General features: G+C 71.7%; 17 protein-coding genes. 4 read left to right on the forward strand and 13 right to left on the reverse strand.

Translation table 11 applies throughout. From position 1 onward, the window contains the following. Positions 1 to 20 precede the first annotated feature (20 nt). A complete protein-coding gene (locus tag AC07OQ_RS20000) occupies positions 21 to 1,355 on the forward strand; it encodes a glutamate carboxypeptidase (RefSeq protein ID WP_495054926.1) in 1,335 nt (444 codons plus the stop codon). Positions 1,356 to 1,413: 58 nt separating this feature from the next. Continuing rightward, complete coding sequence (locus AC07OQ_RS20005; protein WP_495054902.1) at positions 1,414 to 2,607, forward strand: amino acid aminotransferase; 1,194 nt, start codon at positions 1,414 to 1,416, stop codon at positions 2,605 to 2,607. A gap of 6 nt (positions 2,608 to 2,613) precedes the next feature. Here the strand turns inward: AC07OQ_RS20005 and AC07OQ_RS20010 are convergent, their stop codons facing one another. Next, a complete protein-coding gene (locus tag AC07OQ_RS20010; protein WP_495054903.1) occupies positions 2,614 to 3,198 on the reverse strand; it encodes a GNAT family N-acetyltransferase in 585 nt (194 codons plus the stop codon). Positions 3,199 to 3,202: 4 nt separating this feature from the next. Beyond that, the gene (locus AC07OQ_RS20015) at positions 3,203 to 3,388 is read right to left on the reverse strand and encodes a hypothetical protein (protein ID WP_495054904.1); all 186 of its coding nucleotides are present in this window, start codon (positions 3,386 to 3,388) and stop codon (positions 3,203 to 3,205) included. 63 nt (positions 3,389 to 3,451) lie between these two features. Between AC07OQ_RS20015 and AC07OQ_RS20020 the strand changes: the two genes are divergently transcribed. Together AC07OQ_RS20020 and AC07OQ_RS20025 are read left to right on the forward strand one after the other, a co-directional pair. Continuing rightward, the gene (locus tag AC07OQ_RS20020) at positions 3,452 to 4,663 is read left to right on the forward strand and encodes an amidohydrolase family protein (RefSeq protein ID WP_495054905.1); all 1,212 of its coding nucleotides are present in this window, start codon (positions 3,452 to 3,454) and stop codon (positions 4,661 to 4,663) included. 24 nt (positions 4,664 to 4,687) lie between these two features. Next, positions 4,688 to 5,065 carry a hypothetical protein gene (locus AC07OQ_RS20025; protein WP_495054906.1) on the forward strand — a complete coding sequence of 126 codons (378 nt, stop codon included), beginning with the start codon at positions 4,688 to 4,690 and terminating at the stop codon, positions 5,063 to 5,065. Between the two features lie 40 nt (positions 5,066 to 5,105). Here AC07OQ_RS20025 and AC07OQ_RS20030 read toward each other — a convergent pair whose 3' ends face one another. The 11 genes from AC07OQ_RS20030 to AC07OQ_RS20080 all read right to left on the reverse strand — a co-directional run bounded on the left by AC07OQ_RS20030 (position 5,106) and on the right by AC07OQ_RS20080 (position 15,500). Further along, positions 5,106 to 5,636: a response regulator gene (locus AC07OQ_RS20030; RefSeq protein WP_495054907.1), complete on the reverse strand. Its 531-nt coding sequence runs from the start codon at positions 5,634 to 5,636 to the stop codon at positions 5,106 to 5,108. 130 nt (positions 5,637 to 5,766) lie between these two features. Further along, the gene (locus AC07OQ_RS20035; RefSeq protein ID WP_495054908.1) at positions 5,767 to 6,162 is read right to left on the reverse strand and encodes a hypothetical protein; all 396 of its coding nucleotides are present in this window, start codon (positions 6,160 to 6,162) and stop codon (positions 5,767 to 5,769) included. 209 nt (positions 6,163 to 6,371) lie between these two features. Further along, on the reverse strand, positions 6,372 to 6,962 hold the full coding sequence (locus tag AC07OQ_RS20040) for a ClpP family protease (protein ID WP_495054909.1): 591 nt from the start codon (positions 6,960 to 6,962) through the stop codon (positions 6,372 to 6,374). A 103-nt stretch (positions 6,963 to 7,065) separates the two neighbouring features. Beyond that, positions 7,066 to 7,869 carry a hypothetical protein gene (locus tag AC07OQ_RS20045; RefSeq protein ID WP_495054910.1) on the reverse strand — a complete coding sequence of 268 codons (804 nt, stop codon included), beginning with the start codon at positions 7,867 to 7,869 and terminating at the stop codon, positions 7,066 to 7,068. 135 nt (positions 7,870 to 8,004) lie between these two features. Next, entirely contained in the window at positions 8,005 to 9,489 is a 1,485-nt protein-coding gene (locus tag AC07OQ_RS20050; RefSeq protein WP_495054911.1) for an amidase, read from the reverse strand. A gap of 8 nt (positions 9,490 to 9,497) precedes the next feature. After that, complete coding sequence (locus AC07OQ_RS20055) at positions 9,498 to 10,997, reverse strand: ABC transporter substrate-binding protein (RefSeq protein WP_495054912.1); 1,500 nt, start codon at positions 10,995 to 10,997, stop codon at positions 9,498 to 9,500. Next, the gene (locus AC07OQ_RS20060; RefSeq protein ID WP_495054913.1) at positions 10,994 to 12,022 is read right to left on the reverse strand and encodes an ABC transporter ATP-binding protein; all 1,029 of its coding nucleotides are present in this window, start codon (positions 12,020 to 12,022) and stop codon (positions 10,994 to 10,996) included. Before AC07OQ_RS20060 ends, AC07OQ_RS20055 begins: the two co-directional genes overlap by 4 nt. Further along, positions 12,015 to 12,989, reverse strand: coding sequence for an ABC transporter ATP-binding protein (locus AC07OQ_RS20065; RefSeq protein WP_495054914.1), 975 nt, complete (start codon positions 12,987 to 12,989; stop codon positions 12,015 to 12,017). Before AC07OQ_RS20065 ends, AC07OQ_RS20060 begins: the two co-directional genes overlap by 8 nt. A gap of 2 nt (positions 12,990 to 12,991) precedes the next feature. Then, positions 12,992 to 13,807: an ABC transporter permease gene (locus AC07OQ_RS20070; protein ID WP_495054915.1), complete on the reverse strand. Its 816-nt coding sequence runs from the start codon at positions 13,805 to 13,807 to the stop codon at positions 12,992 to 12,994. Next, positions 13,804 to 14,775: an ABC transporter permease gene (locus AC07OQ_RS20075; protein ID WP_495054916.1), complete on the reverse strand. Its 972-nt coding sequence runs from the start codon at positions 14,773 to 14,775 to the stop codon at positions 13,804 to 13,806. Before AC07OQ_RS20075 ends, AC07OQ_RS20070 begins: the two co-directional genes overlap by 4 nt. Further along, positions 14,772 to 15,500, reverse strand: a complete 729-nt coding sequence (locus AC07OQ_RS20080) for a GntR family transcriptional regulator (RefSeq protein WP_495054917.1) — start codon at positions 15,498 to 15,500, stop codon at positions 14,772 to 14,774. Before AC07OQ_RS20080 ends, AC07OQ_RS20075 begins: the two co-directional genes overlap by 4 nt. Positions 15,501 to 15,541 lie beyond the last annotated feature (41 nt).

Below are 15,541 nucleotides of genomic sequence, written 5' to 3' on the forward strand. Positions count from 1 at the left end.
TTCTCCACCGAAGACCCATGATGCCCCACACCCGATTCCCCGCGTCGCGCCGCCATGCGCTGCTGGTCTGCGCCGCGGCGGCGCTGCTGTCGTCCACGCTGCAGCTGCCCGCGCAGGCCCAGCCGGCGCCCGAGCTGGAACGGCTGCGCGCCGCGACGCAGCGCGAGCAGCCGGCGCTGCTGCAGACGATGAAGGAGCTGGTGGAGATCGAGTCCGGCAGCGCCGACCGCGAGGGCCTGGACCGCATCGCTGCCCTGGTCGCGCAGCGGCTGCGCGCGCTCGGCGGCCAGGTCGAGCTGATCGATCCGGCCCAGCCCGGCTTCGAGACCTACCGCATGTTCGACACGCCGGAGCGGCCCGGGCCCATGGTCAAGGCCGGCTTCGCCGGGCGCGGCCAGAAGAAGATCCTGCTGCTGGCCCATATGGACACGGTCTATGCGCGCGGCATGCTGGCGCAGCAGCCCTTCCGCGTCGAGGGCGACAAGGCCTATGGCCTGGGCATCGCCGACGACAAGCAGGGCGTGGCGATGATCCTGCACCTGCTGGCGCTGCTGCGCGCCGAGGGCTTCGCGGACTGGGGCCAGCTGACCGTGCTGATCAACGGCGACGAGGAGATCAGCTCGCCGGCCTCGCGCGCCACCATCACCCGGCTGGGCGGCGAACATGACGTGGTGCTGTCCTACGAGGGCGGGGGCGGGCCGAACGGCGCGGAGGCACTGCGCCTGGCCACCAGCGGCATCGCGGCGGCCAACCTGATGGTCAAGGGCCGCGCCTCGCATGCCGGCGCCGCGCCGGAGCGCGGCGTCAACGCGCTGTACGAGCTGTCGCACCAGCTGCTGCAGGCGCGCGATCTGTCCGATCCCAAGGTCGGGCGCCAGGTGCACTGGACCCTGGCCCGCGCCGGCCTGGTGCGCAATATGATCCCGCCGGCCGCGGAGGCCTCGGCCGATGTGCGGGTCGACCGGGTGGCCGATTTCGACACGATCGAACGCGAACTGCGCGCGCGCATCGAGCGCAAGCTGCTGCCGGAGTCGGAGGTGACGCTGACGTTCGAGCGCCGCCGCCCGCCGCTGCAGGCCAGCGAGGCCGCGCGCGCGCTCGCCGCCCATGCCGAGAAGCTGGCCGCCGAGCAGGGCCTGGCCCTGGTCGTGCGCGACAAGCCCACCGGCGGCGGCACCGACGCGGCCTTCGCGGCCCTGGCGACGCGTGCGCCGGTGCTGGAGGGCCTGGGCCTGCGCGGCTTCGGCGCGCACACCACGAACGCCGAGTACGTGCTGCTCGACTCCATCGCGCCCAAGCTGCTCTTGAACCTGCGCCTGATCATGGACATCGCGCAGGGCCGCGCCCGCTGGTGATAATGACGGCCGCCCGTCTACGGCCCCAGTTTTCTTCCGCAGCCTTGGAGTTCCGAACATGTTCCAGCACGTCGATGCCTACGCCGGCGACCCGATCCTGAGCCTCAACGAAGCCTTCCAGAAGGACGAGCGCGCCGGCAAGATCAATCTGTCGATCGGCATCTACTTCGATGACGAGGGCCGCATCCCGATGCTGGACTCGGTGCGCCGCGCCGAGCTGGCCGTGGTGGCCGAGGCCGGTCCCCGGCCCTATCTGCCGATGGAGGGCGCCGCCAACTTCCGCGTCGCGGTGCAGGGCCTGCTGTTCGGCCCCGAGCATCCGCTGCTGAAGGCCGGCCGCGTCGCCACCATCCAGGGCGTGGGCTCCAGCGGCGGCCTGAAGGTGGGCGCCGATTTCATCAAGCGCTACTTCCCGGCCAGCGCCATCTATGTGTCCGACCCGACCTGGGACAACCACCGCGCGGTGTTCGAGGGCTCCGGCATCGAGGTCAGGAACTACCCCTACTACGACGCCAAGACCGGCGGCCTGCGTTTCGCCGACATGCTGGAAACGCTGCGCGGCCTGCCCAAGCAGAGCGTCGTGCTGCTGCACGCCTGCTGCCACAACCCGACCGGCGTGGACCTGACGCCGCTGCAATGGGACGAGCTGATTCCGGTGCTGGCCGAGCGCGAGCTGCTGCCCTTCCTGGACCTGGCCTACCAGGGCTATGGCGACGGCCTGGAGCAGGACGCCTTCGCGATCCGCGCGCTGGCCGATGCGGGCCTGGCCTTCTTCGTCGCCAACAGCTTCTCGAAGAACATGAGCCTGTACGGCGAGCGCTGCGGCGCGCTGTCGGTGGTCTGCCCGGACGCCGCCCAGGCCGCCAATGTGCTGGGCCAGCTGAAGTTCATGATCCGCCGCAACTACTCGAACCCGCCGCTGCACGGCGGCCAGGTGGTGGCGCGGGTGCTCAGCGATCCCACGCTGCGCACCTTGTGGGAGGGCGAGGTCGAGGAGATGCGCGAGCGCATCCTGGCGATGCGCAATGCGCTGTTCGAGGTGCTGAGCGCCAAGCTGCCGGGCCGCGACCTGCGCTATTTCCTGACCCAGCGCGGCATGTTCAGCTACACCGGCCTGAGTGCCGAGCAGGTGGACCGGCTGAAGAACGAGTTCGGCGTCTACCTGATCCGCTCCGGCCGCATGTGCGTCGCGGGCCTGAACACCCGCAATGTCGAGGCCACGGCCAAGGCCATGGCCGCGGTGATCGGCTGAGCCGGCTCAGCCCGGGCGCAGCCGCAGCACCGGCCGCTCGGGCTTGCGCCGGGCCACTTCCTCGAAGCCGGCGGCGTCGAACATCGACTTGACGCCGAACCAGAGGTTCTGGTCCGCGCCGCGGCCCGGCCGGTCCACCGGATAAGCCTCCAGCAGCGCGATGCCCTGGCGAGCCGCGTGCTCGATCGCCCCCCGCAGCAGGGCCCGGGCCACGCCTCGGCCGCGCTCGGGGGCCGGCACGACGAAGCAGATCAGCGACCAGACCGGCTGCTCGTCCACCGGTTTCATCACCGGCGAACGCGCCAGCTTGGCGAAATCCTCGCGCGGCGCCATCGCCAGCCAGCCGACCGGCTGCATGCCGCGATAGGCCAGCAGGCCGGTGAAGCGGCCGGCGTCGACGATGGCCTTGAACGCGGCCTTGTTCAGCGCCGCCCGCTCGTGCCCGCCGAAATCCTGCGCGCCGCTGCGGCGGTAGCACATGCACCAGCAGCCGCGCGCCTGCGAACAGCCGCGCGCCAGGAACACGGCCTCCAGGTCCGGCCAGCGCGCCGGGGTCAGCGGGTGGATGGCCAGCGCTTCGTCCATCGCCATCCCGTCAGTCCGCGCGCAGCGCCAGATTGATCGGCATCTTGGCGCCGCCGGAACCGTTGACCTGATGGCAGCTGAGGCAGAATTTCTGCGCCAGGCGCCGCTGCAACTCGGCCGGCGCTGCCAGGCTCAGCGCCGTCAGCGCCAGCGGCGCCATTAGGGGCAAGGCGGCGAGTCGGCACAGCGGCATCATGGTTGGGCGCAGGTTAACGCAATCCTACGTGCCGCCGGCGCGGGATGGTGCACAGTCGGGGTGATGACGAATAGCAGTCTGCTGATACGAGGCGCCCGGCTGTGGCGCGGCCCCGGCGCGAGCAGCGCGCCGCAGGACCTGCTGGTGCGCGAGGGCCGGCTGGCCGCGATCGGCCCGGCGCTGGCGGCCGAGCCGGGCCTGGTCGAAGAGGATGGCCGGGGCTGCCTGGCCCTGCCGGGCCTGGTCGATGCCCATGCCCATATGGACAAGACCCTGTGGGGCCAGCCCTGGCATCCGCACCGGGCCGGTCCGTCGCTGCGCGACAAGATCGCCAACGAACGCCAGGTGCTGCGCGAGCTGGGCCTGTCGCCCGAGGAACAGAGTGCGCGCCTGCTGCGCCATATGCTGGCGCGCGGCACCACGCATGCGCGCAGCCATGTCGACATCGGCCCCGAGATCGGCCTGGCGCATTTCCATGGCGTGCAGGCGATGCGCGAGCAGCACCGCGCGCTGATGGACATCGAGATCGTCGCCTTTCCGCAGACCGGCGTGATGAGCGCGCCCGGCACGCTGGCGCTGCTGGAGCAGGCGGCGCGCGAGGGGGCCGAGCTGATCGGCGGGCTCGACCCGATGGGCATGGACCAGGACCCCAAGGGCCAGCTGGACGGGCTGTTCGCGATCGCCGGGCGCCAGGGCTGCGGCCTGGACATCCATCTGCACGACCGCGCCGAGCTGGGCGCGGTGACCATCGAGATGGTGGCCGAGCGCTGCCGGGTGCTGGGCCTGCGCGGGCGGGTGGCGCTGAGCCATGCCTTCTGCCTGGGCCAGGTGGAGCCGGCCCGGCTGGAGGCGCTGATCGAGCTGCTGCTGCGCGAGGACATCGCGGTGATGACGCATGCGCCCTCGGGGCCGACGGCCTTCCCGCCGGTGCGGCTGCTGGCCGAGCGCGGCGTGCGCCTGTTCAGCGGCTCGGACGGCGTGCGCGACGCCTGGAGCCCGCTGAACAACGGCGACATGCTGGAGCGCGCCTACCTGATCGCCTACCGCAGCGGCTTCCGCGACGACCCGGGCATCGAGCTGGCGCTGGCGCTGTGCAGCCAGGGCGGCGCCCGGGCGATGGGCGCGGCCGGCTACGGGCTGGCCCTGGGCGACCGCGCGGACCTGCTGCTGGTGGAGGCCGAGACGGCGGCCGAGGCGGTGGTGATGCATCCGCCGCGCCGCCTGGTGCTGAAGGGCGGCCGCGTGGTCGCGCGCGACGGGCGTGCGCTCGTCTGAACTTGCCGCGAAAGGACAGCAACCATGGCCATCAGCTGGCTGACCGCCTTGAAGGCCGTGCCCTGGACCGACGTGATCGAGGCCACGCCGGTGCTCGTCAAGGGCGCGCGCCGACTCTTCAAGCGCAGCCAGGACGAGGCCGCCGAGCAGGCGGAGCCCTCCGGGCCGCCGCAGACCCTGGCCGAGGCGCTGGACCGGCTGCAGCGCCTGGAGGGCGAACTGGCCCAGCTGAGCCGGCAGCAGGCCGACAGCGCGGCCCTGCTGCAGAGCCTGGCCGAGCAGAACGCCCGGCTGGTGGCGGCGATCGAGCGGCTGCGGCTGCGCGGCCGGCTGCTGCTCTGGCTCTGCGGCGGGCTCGGTGCGGCCGCGGCGGCGGTGTTCGCGTGGAGCCTGATGAAATAGGGAAAGTCGGGGAGCGCGAGGTCCGGGCGTGCCGGCCGGGTCAGGCCTTCAGCGCGGCCAGCGTCTGCACGCGCTTGAGCAGATCGCGGTCGTTCCAGGGCTTCTTGAACAGGCCGTAGATGCCCTGGATCTCGTGCACGCGGGCATGCAGCTCGTCGTGGCCGGTGATCGCGATGATGGGCAGGTTCTCGGTGCTCAGGCCACCCTGCACCGCGGCGATCAGCTCGAAGCCGTCCTTGTTGGGCATTTCCAGGTCGGTGATCAGCACCGCAAAGCGCTGCTCGGCCAGGCGCTCCAGCGCTTCCACGCCGTCCCGGGCCAGGGTGATCTGGTAGCCGGCGGCCTCGAACAGCTTGGCCAGCTTGGCCCGCACCACGGCCGAATCGTCCACCAGCAGCAGCCGGGCCGGCTCGGCCGCGGGTTGGGTGGCTTGGAAGGGCGGGGTGGTGGCGCTTGCGCCCGGCTCGTCGCCCCGGCGCAGGCTGATGATGATCACCACAATGGCCAGCGGCACCGCGATCAGCAGCGGCAGCAGATAGGGACTCAGCAGTTGCGGCACTTCAAAAGGCATGGGGGCTTCTCCTGGCTCGGCGGCGCCAGAGCCGGCCGAGGCGGGTCAATCTAACACCATGCCCTTGGCCCAAGACGTGAAAAAGGCGGCTCAAGGCCGCCTTTCTGGCTGGGGCGCGGATTGGCGCGAATTACTGCGGATTGCGGGCCTGGCCGGCCAGCTTCTCGCGTGTCGCCGGCTCGGCCAGCGGGGCGAGGTGGGCGAAGCTGCCGCGGTTGCTGTTGGTCAGGCGCAGTTCGCCGCTGCTGCGGGCCTGCGCCAGCTCGGCCACGACCTCGGCACGGCTGCGCTCGGAAGGGCTGTTGACCGGGCTCAGGTCGATTTCGCGGTTGAGGGCCTGCAGTTCGCCGCTGGCGCGGCTGCGCGCTAGCTCGGCCAGCACGGCGGCGCGGCTGACGGCCGGGGCCGTGACCGGGGCCGCCTGGCGGGCGGCAATGGCTTCCTCGCGGCGCGAGGCGGTTCCGCCATCGGCCAGGGCGGCGCCGGCAGCGAACAGGGCGAATGCGACAACGGACAGCTTCTTCATGATGGATTCCTTGGTGTGTTTCGGTTCAGCTTCGGGTGGTTCGGACGCTGCGGCTTGCGTCGCTTCGTCCATGGGCTGAACTGTGAACCTTGAGCCGCCGCCGAAAAACCGGCGCGATGGCAACGCCGTGTTTGGGAATCCGCAAGAATCGCCGCGCGGCCGGACGCCGCCGGCGCGCTGGGGCCGGGTCTTGCCTGGGCCGGGCCGGCTCAGGTCAGGTCTTGCTGGCGCTCGATCACGCGCGAGGCGATGCCGTACTCGATCGCCTCCTCGGCGCTCATCCAGTGATCGCGCTCCATGTCGGCCTGCACGCGCGCCAGCTTCTGGCCGGTCTGGGTGGCGATCACCTTGGCGATGCGCTCACGGGTGCGCAGGATCTCGCGGGCCTGGATCGCGATGTCGCTGGCCTGGCCGCCGGCGCCGCCGGCCGGCTGGTGGATCATGAAGCGGGTGTTGGGCAGGCAGACGCGGCGCTCCTTGGGCGGCGCCAGGAAGATATGCGCGCCGGCGCTGGCCACCCAGCCGGTGCCGACCGTGGTCACCGGCGCGCGCACGAAGCGGATCATGTCGTGGATCGCGTCGCCCGATTCCACATGGCCGCCCGGCGAGGAGATCAGCAGGGTGATCGGCGCGTCGGACTCGGCCGCCAGCGCCAGCAGGCGGCGGCAGGTGGCATGGGCGGCGGTGTCGCTGATCTCGCCGAACAGCAGCACGAAGCGCGACTTGAAGGAGAGCTGTTCTTCCAGGCGGTCGGGGCGCTCGTTCGGGGTGGTTTCGTTACTCTGGTTGCGCTGGCTCATTGGAGGCTCCTGAACTGGGGCTGTATCGATGGCTCGGATTGTGGAGCAAGGACGGGCCGTGCCGCCTGTGTGGACAAGGCGCCGGCGGCTCGGCACGCAGGGTTCAGTAATGGCTGACCGTCAGTGCCGTCACGCTATAGGTGGTGCGGCAGTCGAAGTCGACCGGCGGGCGCGTCGTGCGGGCGGCCTCATCGGTGCCGGAGATGGCGAACACGAGCCGTGCGTCGGCCGCGTTCAGGGCCTGCTCCAGCACGGCCGTGACATCCACGCTGAACGAGGCCCGCTGGCCGCCGCCGTCGGTGGAGGTGACGCCATTGGCCACCGGACCGGCGAGCCAGGGTTGCGGGAACGAGAAGCGCACGCGGCCCGCCGGAAATCCCTGGCCAGGCGGCAGCTCGGCAAAGCCGTTGGCGGGCAGCGTGGTGGCCGCCGGCAGTATCAGCAGCCCGCCGCCGCCCGCGGTGAAGGGCTCGCACAGCGAGTTCGGACGGGTCGCCGGCAGGATCTTGGCGTTGACGCTCAGGGTCGCCTTGGCGATGAGCCCCTTGAGCGGCTGCAGGGACTGCAGGTCGTAGGCGAACAGGATCCGGTAGAGATCCTGACGGAAGCCCTGGCAGTTGCCGGTCGGATTGACCCACAGGTGGAAGCCCACGACGCCCTCGCCGACCGCCTTCGGCGATTGGCCGGGGCGCAGCGAGTTCCACCAGCTCAAGGGACGCGGCGGCCCGGACTGGGCGCCCGCGGCGCAGGCCGGATCCGAATCCACCATGCCTCGCAGCAGGGCCATGGAAGCCATCGTGGGCTCGACGGTCTTGCTCAGGGGCTGGATGGGAGGCCCGCTGGGGCAGCCCGCGAGCAGGGCGGACAGGGTCGCGGCGCCGCTCAACGCCATCAGTCGCATGCGCATGTCAGTCTCCCTAGGTCGGCAAAGTTGCCGGGGGCATCGTTCAAGCGGGCGGTCTGACGGGTCAATCCCCTAGATGCGAAGCGCTCGGGCGGGCGCGCCGCCTGCCATGTGCGCACGCCGCTGCGGTCTCAAGCCTTAGCGGTAGCCGGCCCGTCCGCGATTGGCCAAGGGATTGGAGCGCCGGATCAGCGGCGCGGAGTCGTCCTCTTCGGCCGGCGGCTCGGGCCAGGCCCGCTGGGCCCCGCGCAGTTGCTCGAAGGCCCGGGCCATGCGCAGCACGCCCAGATCGTCGAAGCGCCGGCCGACGATCTGCAGCCCAATCGGCAGGCCGGCGAGCGTGTGGCCGCAGTTGATGCTGGCGGCCGGCTGCTCGCTCATGTTGTAGGGCAGGGTGAAGGCGATGTGCTCGAACGGGCGCTGCGGGTCGTTGATCGGGCTGGCCCATTCGGCTGCAAAGGCCGGCACCGGGCTGACCGGGGACAGCACATAGTCGAAGGGCTGGCAGGCGGCGATGGCGGCGTCGCGGAAGGCGCCCATCTGGCTGTAGCCGTGGAACAGCTCGGCGGCGCTCAAGCCTGCGCCGGCGGACGCCCAGTCGCGGATATAGGGCAGCACCCTGGCGCGCCGTTCGGGCGGCAGGGCCGAGATGTCCAACCAGGAGCGCATGCGCCAGAAGCGGTCCAGCCCGTCGATCATCGCGCGGCTGCTGAAGCCGGGCATGGGCTCGACCCGGGCGCCGGCCTGCTCGAACAGGCGCGCGGCGGCCTGCACCGCCTCGCGCGTCTCGGGCTCGACGGCCAGGCCCCAGCCGGCGTCCATCATCAGGCCGATCTTCAGGCCCTGGAGCGCCTGCCCGTCCAGGTCCAGCCAGGCAATGTCCTGCGCCGGCAGGCTCGTGGTGTCGCGCCAGTCGGGCCGGGCCAGCGCGTCCATCATCACGGCGGCGTCCTCCACCGTGCGCGTCATCGGCCCGGCTACGCGGCCGGCATAGGGCGGCTTGATCGGGATGCGGCCCAGGCTCGGCTTCAGCGTGAAGATGCCGCACCAAGCCGCCGGCAGGCGCACCGAGCCGCCGATGTCGGTGCCCAGGTGCAGCGGGCCGTAGCCGGCGGCGGCCGCCGCCGCCGCGCCGGCGCTGGAGCCGCCGGGGTTCTTGCTGAGGTCCCAGGGGTTGCGGGTCAGCGCGTGGAAGCTGGAGAGGCCGGAGCTCAGCATGCCATAGTCCGGCATCGTGGTCTTGGCCAGCAGCAGGGCGCCGACCTCGCGCAGGCGCGCCGCCGGCGGCGCGTCCTCGGGCGCGGGCAGCAGTTCGGTGGCGGCCGTGCCCAGCGGCACCGGTGTGCCGCGCGTGGCGATGTTCTCCTTCAGCGTGACGGGCACGCCGTCCAGGGTCAGGCCCTGCGCGTTGCGCAGCGGCTCGCCGCGTAGCCAGCGGGCCTCGCAGGCCCGCGCCTGGGCCAGCACGGCCTCCGGCTCGAAGGCATAGAGCGCATGCAGATGCGGTTCCCAGCGTTCGACATGCTCCAGCAGCGAGCGCGCCACCTCCTGCGGCGAGAAGGCCTTGCTGCGGTAGCCCTCGACCAGGGCCAGCGCGCCGAGTTCGTGCAGCGGTCCGCTCATTCCCAGCCTCATTCCCAACTTAAGGCGGCCAGGTCGTTGACGAAGATCGGCATGTCCTTCCACAGCCCCTTCAGCTGGCGCTTGGCCACGGTGATCCAGACCGGTTGGTAGAGGTAGGCATTGACCGCGTCCCTGGCCAGCAGGCGCTGCGCCTCGCCCAGCAGCTTCAGGCGCTCGGCCTCGCGCGGCTGGTTGTTGATCCGCTCGAACAGCTTGTTGAACTCGGCGCTCTCGTAGCCCCAGTAGTAGCCGGGCTTGGCGTAGTTGCCCAGGTCGAAGGGTTCGACATGGGAAATGATGCTTAGGTCGTAGCTGCGATTGGTGTAGACGCCGGACAGCCATTGCGCCCATTCGACGTTCTCGATCTTGGCATTGATGCCGATCTTGGCCAGCTGGGCCGCCACCACCTCGCCGCCCTGGCGCGCATAGGGCGTGGGCGGCAGCTTCAGGCTCAGCTCCAGCGGCGCGGCCACGCCGGCCTCCTTCAGCAGGGCACGGGCCCTGGCGGGATCGAAGGGGTTGACGGCGGTCTGATCCAGATAGCCGGGCGCGCTGGGCACGTAGTGGCTGCCGATCGGCACGCCGTAGCCGTCGGCCGCGGCCTCGATCACGGCCTTGCGGTCGATCGCCATCGCGATGGCGCGGCGCACGCGCACATCGTCCAGCGGCTTCTTCTTGTTGTTGATCGCGACGATGGTCTTGGCGCGCGAGCCGGCCTGGATGATCTGGAAGCGCCTGTCGTTCTGGAACTGCCCCAGGCTGCGCGCGGCCGCCACGCGCGGGAAGGCATCGACGTCGCCCGACAGCAGGGCCGCCACCTGGGCGGCCGGATCGCTGATGAAGCGGAAGCTGACGCGCTTGAGCTTCACCGCGGCGGCGGCGCGGTAGCCGTCCCAGCGGCCCAGGGTGACGCTGGCCCCCTTGGCCCAGGCCTCCAGCCTGTAGGGGCCGGTGCCGACCGGCTGGGTCGCGTTCCGGTCGGCGCTCCTGGGTTCGACGATGGCGGCGGTGGCCTGGCCGACCAGGAACAGGAAGTCGGGCTCGATGGTCTTCAGGCCGATCACCACGGTCTGCGGGTCGGGCGTGCCGACGAAGTCCATGCTGGCGAACAGGCGCTTGTCCTTGTTCGTGCTCTTGTCGCCGGCGGCGCGTTCGAAGCTGAACTTCACCGCGGCCGCGTCGAAGGGCTCGCCGTTCTGGAACTTCACGCCGCGCTTCAGCCTGAAGGTCCAGGTCTTCAGGTCCGGCGAGACCTCCCAGCTCTCGGCGAGCAGCGGCGCGACCTTGCCGTCCGGGCCGATCTTGGTGAGCGTCTCGAAGATGTTGTAGTGCACGATCTCGGCGATGGCCGAGGCGGCGCCGGTCGTCGGGTCCAGGCCCGGCGGCTCCAGGGTCATCGCCAGCACCAGGCTGCCGTCCTTGCGGGCCTGGGCCTGCGCGGCCGGCATGGCCAGCAGGGTGGCGGCCGTCACCAGGCACAGGCTCAGCAGCGACGATCTCCTCTTCATGGCGAAGCTTCCTCTGGTTGCAAGACGCGATGCCGCAGTATCGCCTCGGCATGGTGGCAGGCGACCCGCTGGCCGCCGCCCAGGGCGCGCAGCGGCGGGGGCTGCTCCAGGCACAGGGCGCTGGCATGCGGGCAGCGCGCGGCGTAGGCGCAGCCGCTGTCGGGTCTGGCCCGCGCGGCCAGCGGCGACGGTGCCGCCCGCGCGCGGCGGCCGGCGCCCGGCCGGGGCCGGGGCACCGCATCCAGCAGGGCCTGCGTGTAGGGGTGCGCGGCCAGCCGGAACAGCGCTTCCGGGCTGCCTTGCTCCACCACCCGGCCGCGGTACAGCACCAGGATCTCGTCGCAGACATGGCCCACCACGGCCAGGTCATGGCTGATCAGCAGATAGGACAGGCCGAAGCGCTGGCGCAGCTCGGCCAGCAGGTTCAGCACCTGGGCCTGGATGGACACGTCGAGCGCGCTGACCGGCTCGTCGGCCACGATCAGGCGCGGCCTTGTCACCAGGGCGCGGGCGATGGCGATGCGCTGGCGCTGGCCGCCGGAGAACTGGTGCGGGTATTTGTCCAGATCGGCCTCGCGCAGCCCCACGGCCCGCAGCGTCTGCAGCACGCGCTCGCGCTGCTCGGCCGCGGGCAGCGGCGCCAGCATGGCCAGCGGTTCGGCGACGATGCGGCCGACCCGGCGGCGCGGGTCCAGCGAACCATAGGGATCCTGGAACACCATCTGCATCTGGGCGCGGGCGCGCCGCAGCGCCGCGGGCGGCAGGGCCAGCAGGTCCTGCCCGTCCAGCCGGATGCGGCCGCCGTCCCGTTGCCGGGGCTCGTCCAGCGCCATCACCGCGCGCGCCAGGGTGCTCTTGCCCGAGCCCGATTCGCCGACCACGCCCAGCGAGCGCCCGGCCGCCAGCTCGAAGCTCACGCCCTGCAGCGCCTCGATGCGCGGTGCCGGTGCGAACAGGCGCTCGCGCGGCAGCCGGTAGTAGCGTCGCAGCTCGCCGACCTGCAGCAGCAAGGGGGCGTCAGCCATCGCGCAGCGCCTCCTCCAGGTGCACGCAGCGCGCCTCGTGGCCCGGATCGGCGGCCAGCGGCGGCGGCAGGCCGGCGTCGCATTCCGCCGTGGCCAGCCGGCAGCGCGGCGCGAAGGGACAGCCGGGCGGCATCTCCAGCAGGCCCGGCACGCTGCCGGGGATCGCCTGCAGGGCCTGGCCGCGGGTGGCGCCCAGGCGCGGGCGCGCCGCCATCAGCCCTTGCGTGTAGGGGTGGGCCATGCGGCGGAACAGCGCCGCGCTGGGACCGCGCTCGACCACCAGGCCGCCGTACATCACTAGCATGGCGCGCACGTTCTCGGCGATCACGCCGAGGTCGTGCGAGATCAGCAGCAGGGCCATGCGGCGCTCGTCCACCAGTTCGGCCAGCAGGTCGAGGATCTGGGCCTGCACCGTGACGTCCAGCGCGGTGGTGGGCTCGTCGGCGATCAGCAGCGCGGGTTCGCAGGCCAGGGCCATCGCGATGGTGACGCGCTGGCGCTGGCCGCCCGACAGCTCGTGCGGGTAGGCGGCCAGGCGGCGCTGCGCATCGGGCAGGCCGACGCGTTCCAGCAGGGCCAGCGCGCGGCGCTCGGCCGCATGCCGGCCCAGCCCCAGATGCAGGCGCAGCGGCTCGGCCACCTGGCGGCCGATCGGGTGCAGCGGGTTCAGCGCCGTCATCGGCTCCTGGAACACCATCGCGAGGCGGCGCCCGCGCAGCGCACCCAGCCGGCGCTCGGGCAGGGCCAGCAGGTCCTGGCCCTCGAACAGCACGCGGCCGGCGCTGCGCGCGCCCTCCGGCAGCAGGCCCATCAGGGCCAGCGCGGTCAGCGACTTGCCGCTGCCCGATTCGCCGATCAAACCCAGGGTCTCGCCGCCGGCGAGCTCGAAGTCCACGCCGCGCACCGCCTCGGCCGGGCCCTGCGGCGTGGCCAGCGTGATGCGCAGGTCCTGCACTTCCAGCAGCATCGTCAGCGACTCCGGGCGAGCTTGGGGTCCAGCAGATCACGCAGACCGTCGCCCAGCAGATTCAGGCCCAGCACCGCCAGCATGATGGCCAGGCCCGGGAACACGGCCAGCAGCGGCGCCTGGAACATCAGGGTCTGGGCCTCGGCCAGCATGCGGCCCCAGCTGGGCGCCGGCGGCTGGGTGCCCAGGCCCAGATAGGACAGCGCGGCCTCGGCCAGGATGGCCAGCGCGAACTGGATCGTGGCCTGCACGATCAGCACCGAGGCGATGTTGGGCAGCACATGCTCGAGGCTGATGCGCGCGGGCCCCTTGCCGCAGGCGCGCGCCGCCAGCACATAGTCGCGTGCCCATTGCTGGCGCGCGGCGGCGCGGGTGATGCGCGCGAAGGTGGGAATATTGTGCAGGCCGATCGCGACGATGGCGTTGACGATGCCGGGGCCGGCCAGCGCGGTCAGCATGATGGCCAGCAGGATCGCCGGGAAGGCGAAGCCGAAGTCGGTCAGGCGCATCAGCGCCTCTTCCACCCAGCCGCGCCGCGCCGCGGCCCACAGACCCAGCAGCAGGCCCACGGTGAGGCCGATGCCCACCGCGATCACGCCGACCAGGATGGAATTGCGCGCGCCCACCAGGATCAGGCTCAGCATGTCGCGGCCCAACTGGTCGGTGCCCAGCCAATGCCGGCCATCGGGTGGCAGCAGCTTGGCCGCCAGGTCGATCTCGTAGGGTGGCCAGGGGGTCCAGACCAGCGACGCCAGCGCGGCCAGCAGCACCAGGCCGGACAGCAGGGCGCCGATCAGGAAGCTGCGATGCCTGGTCATAGCTCCGATGTCTTGATGCGCGGGTCGACCCAGGCGTACAGGACATCGACCACGAAGTTGACGACGATCACCATCGCTGCCAGCAGCAGCACGCAGTTGCGCACCACGATCAGGTCGCGATTCGCGATCGACTGGAAGATCAGCCGGCCCAGGCCCGGCAGGTAGAACACGTTCTCCACCACGATGGTGCCGGCCAGCAGGTTGGCGAACTGCAGGCCCATCACGGTCAGCACCGGGATCATCGCGTTGCGCAGCGCATGGCCCCACAGCGCGCGGCGCCGGCTCAGGCCCTTGGCGCGGGCGGTGCGCATGAAGTCCTCGCGCAGCACCTCCAGCATGGCCGAGCGCGTGATGCGCGCCAGGATCGCCGCCTGCACCACGGCCAGCGCCAGTGCCGGCAGGATCAGGGCCTGCAGTGCGGGCCAAAACCCGCCATCGCCGCCGCCGTCGACCTCGCGCCAGCCCGGGAAACCGCCGGCGGAGACCCATTGCAGCTTCACCGCGAACGCGAGGATCAGCAGGATCGCGAACCAGAAGCTGGGCACGGCGATGCCCAGCTGGCTGACCAGCATCACGCCCATGTCGCCGGGCCTGCCGTGGCGCGCGGCCGCATAGATACCGGTGGAGAGCGCGATCGCGGTCGTCAGCACCATGGCCAGGACGGCCAGCGGCACGGTCAGCGCCAGGCGCTCCCCCACCAGCTCGGCCACCGGCGTGCCATAGGCGTGGGACAGGCCCATGTCGAGGCGCGCCAGTCCGGCCAGCCAGTGCAGATAGCGCTGCCAGGCCGGCCGGTTCAGGCCCAGCTGCTCGGCCAGCGCGGCGACGGCCTCGGGCGTGGCCTCGGTACCCATCTGCAGCTGGGCCGCATTGCCGGGCAGGATCTCCAGCAGCGCGAAGATCAGGGCCGACGCCGCCAGCAGCGTTGCGACGAGCGTGGCGCAGCGCTTGGCGAGGAACAGGCTCATGCCTTGGCCGCGCGCTTGCGCGCCGGCCGCGCGGGCGGGGTGGAGGCGCAGGGCTGGACGGCCTCTTCCTTCAGGCAGCGGATGGTGGCCTGGATGTGCAGGCGCCCCAGATGCTCGGCCAGGTCGCCATCGCCCGCCGCGATCGCCTCGACGATGCGCTGGTGTTCCAGCACGGCGGGCGCGGCGCGGTCCTTGCTGATCAGCACGGCCGGGGCGAACACCTGCGAGGTCTTGCGCACCAGGGCCAGCTGTGCCGACAGGAACTCGTTGTCGGCCAGCGCGACGATGGCGGTGTGCAGGTCCACATTCAGCCGCGTGTATTCGGCCGGCTGCCAGGGCTCCAGCGTCAGGCGCTGCGCCTCGATGATGGGACCCAGCACCGCCATTGCCCGATCGGCGGCGCGCTCGGCGGCCTGGCGTGCCGCCAGGCCATCCAGCATCTCGCGCAGCGCATAGGCGTTCAGCAGGCGCTGGCGGTCGGCCCGGGCGACGCTGACGCCGCGCACATCGCCGGCCTCGACCAGCCCCTCGCTCTGCAGCATGCGCAGCGCCTCGCGCAGTGGCGTGCGGCTGACCTTCAGGTCCTCGGACAGCTGGACCTGGCGCAGCAACTCGCCCGGCGCATAGAAACCGGTGTAGATGCGCTGGCGCAGCACGCGGGCCACCTCGTCGACCAGGCGCACCCGGCTCTGCCATTCGAACGCTTCGCTGCTGCTGCTGCTCATCAACACTCCGTCGGTCTCGATCTCTGTCGGGGCGCCATTCT

This window comes from Roseateles sp. GW821-FHT09B06 (assembly GCF_059418245.1).

Excerpts from the sequence above, each read along its gene's own strand:
- AC07OQ_RS20000 (WP_495054926.1), top strand. The coding sequence starts at position 21 with ATGCCCCACACCCGATTCCCCGCGTCGCGCCGCCATGCGCTGCTGGTC.
- AC07OQ_RS20005 (WP_495054902.1), top strand. The coding sequence starts at position 1,414 with ATGTTCCAGCACGTCGATGCCTACGCCGGCGACCCGATCCTGAGCCTC.
- AC07OQ_RS20010 (WP_495054903.1), bottom strand. The coding sequence starts at position 3,198 with ATGGCGATGGACGAAGCGCTGGCCATCCACCCGCTGACCCCGGCGCGC.
- AC07OQ_RS20015 (WP_495054904.1), bottom strand. The coding sequence starts at position 3,388 with ATGATGCCGCTGTGCCGACTCGCCGCCTTGCCCCTAATGGCGCCGCTG.
- AC07OQ_RS20020 (WP_495054905.1), top strand. The coding sequence starts at position 3,452 with ATGACGAATAGCAGTCTGCTGATACGAGGCGCCCGGCTGTGGCGCGGC.
- AC07OQ_RS20025 (WP_495054906.1), top strand. The coding sequence starts at position 4,688 with ATGGCCATCAGCTGGCTGACCGCCTTGAAGGCCGTGCCCTGGACCGAC.
- AC07OQ_RS20030 (WP_495054907.1), bottom strand. The coding sequence starts at position 5,636 with ATGCCTTTTGAAGTGCCGCAACTGCTGAGTCCCTATCTGCTGCCGCTG.
- AC07OQ_RS20035 (WP_495054908.1), bottom strand. The coding sequence starts at position 6,162 with ATGAAGAAGCTGTCCGTTGTCGCATTCGCCCTGTTCGCTGCCGGCGCC.
- AC07OQ_RS20040 (WP_495054909.1), bottom strand. The coding sequence starts at position 6,962 with ATGAGCCAGCGCAACCAGAGTAACGAAACCACCCCGAACGAGCGCCCC.
- AC07OQ_RS20045 (WP_495054910.1), bottom strand. The coding sequence starts at position 7,869 with ATGCGCATGCGACTGATGGCGTTGAGCGGCGCCGCGACCCTGTCCGCC.
- AC07OQ_RS20050 (WP_495054911.1), bottom strand. The coding sequence starts at position 9,489 with ATGAGCGGACCGCTGCACGAACTCGGCGCGCTGGCCCTGGTCGAGGGC.
- AC07OQ_RS20055 (WP_495054912.1), bottom strand. The coding sequence starts at position 10,997 with ATGAAGAGGAGATCGTCGCTGCTGAGCCTGTGCCTGGTGACGGCCGCC.
- AC07OQ_RS20060 (WP_495054913.1), bottom strand. The coding sequence starts at position 12,022 with ATGGCTGACGCCCCCTTGCTGCTGCAGGTCGGCGAGCTGCGACGCTAC.
- AC07OQ_RS20065 (WP_495054914.1), bottom strand. The coding sequence starts at position 12,989 with ATGCTGCTGGAAGTGCAGGACCTGCGCATCACGCTGGCCACGCCGCAG.
- AC07OQ_RS20070 (WP_495054915.1), bottom strand. The coding sequence starts at position 13,807 with ATGACCAGGCATCGCAGCTTCCTGATCGGCGCCCTGCTGTCCGGCCTG.
- AC07OQ_RS20075 (WP_495054916.1), bottom strand. The coding sequence starts at position 14,775 with ATGAGCCTGTTCCTCGCCAAGCGCTGCGCCACGCTCGTCGCAACGCTG.
- AC07OQ_RS20080 (WP_495054917.1), bottom strand. The coding sequence starts at position 15,500 with ATGAGCAGCAGCAGCAGCGAAGCGTTCGAATGGCAGAGCCGGGTGCGC.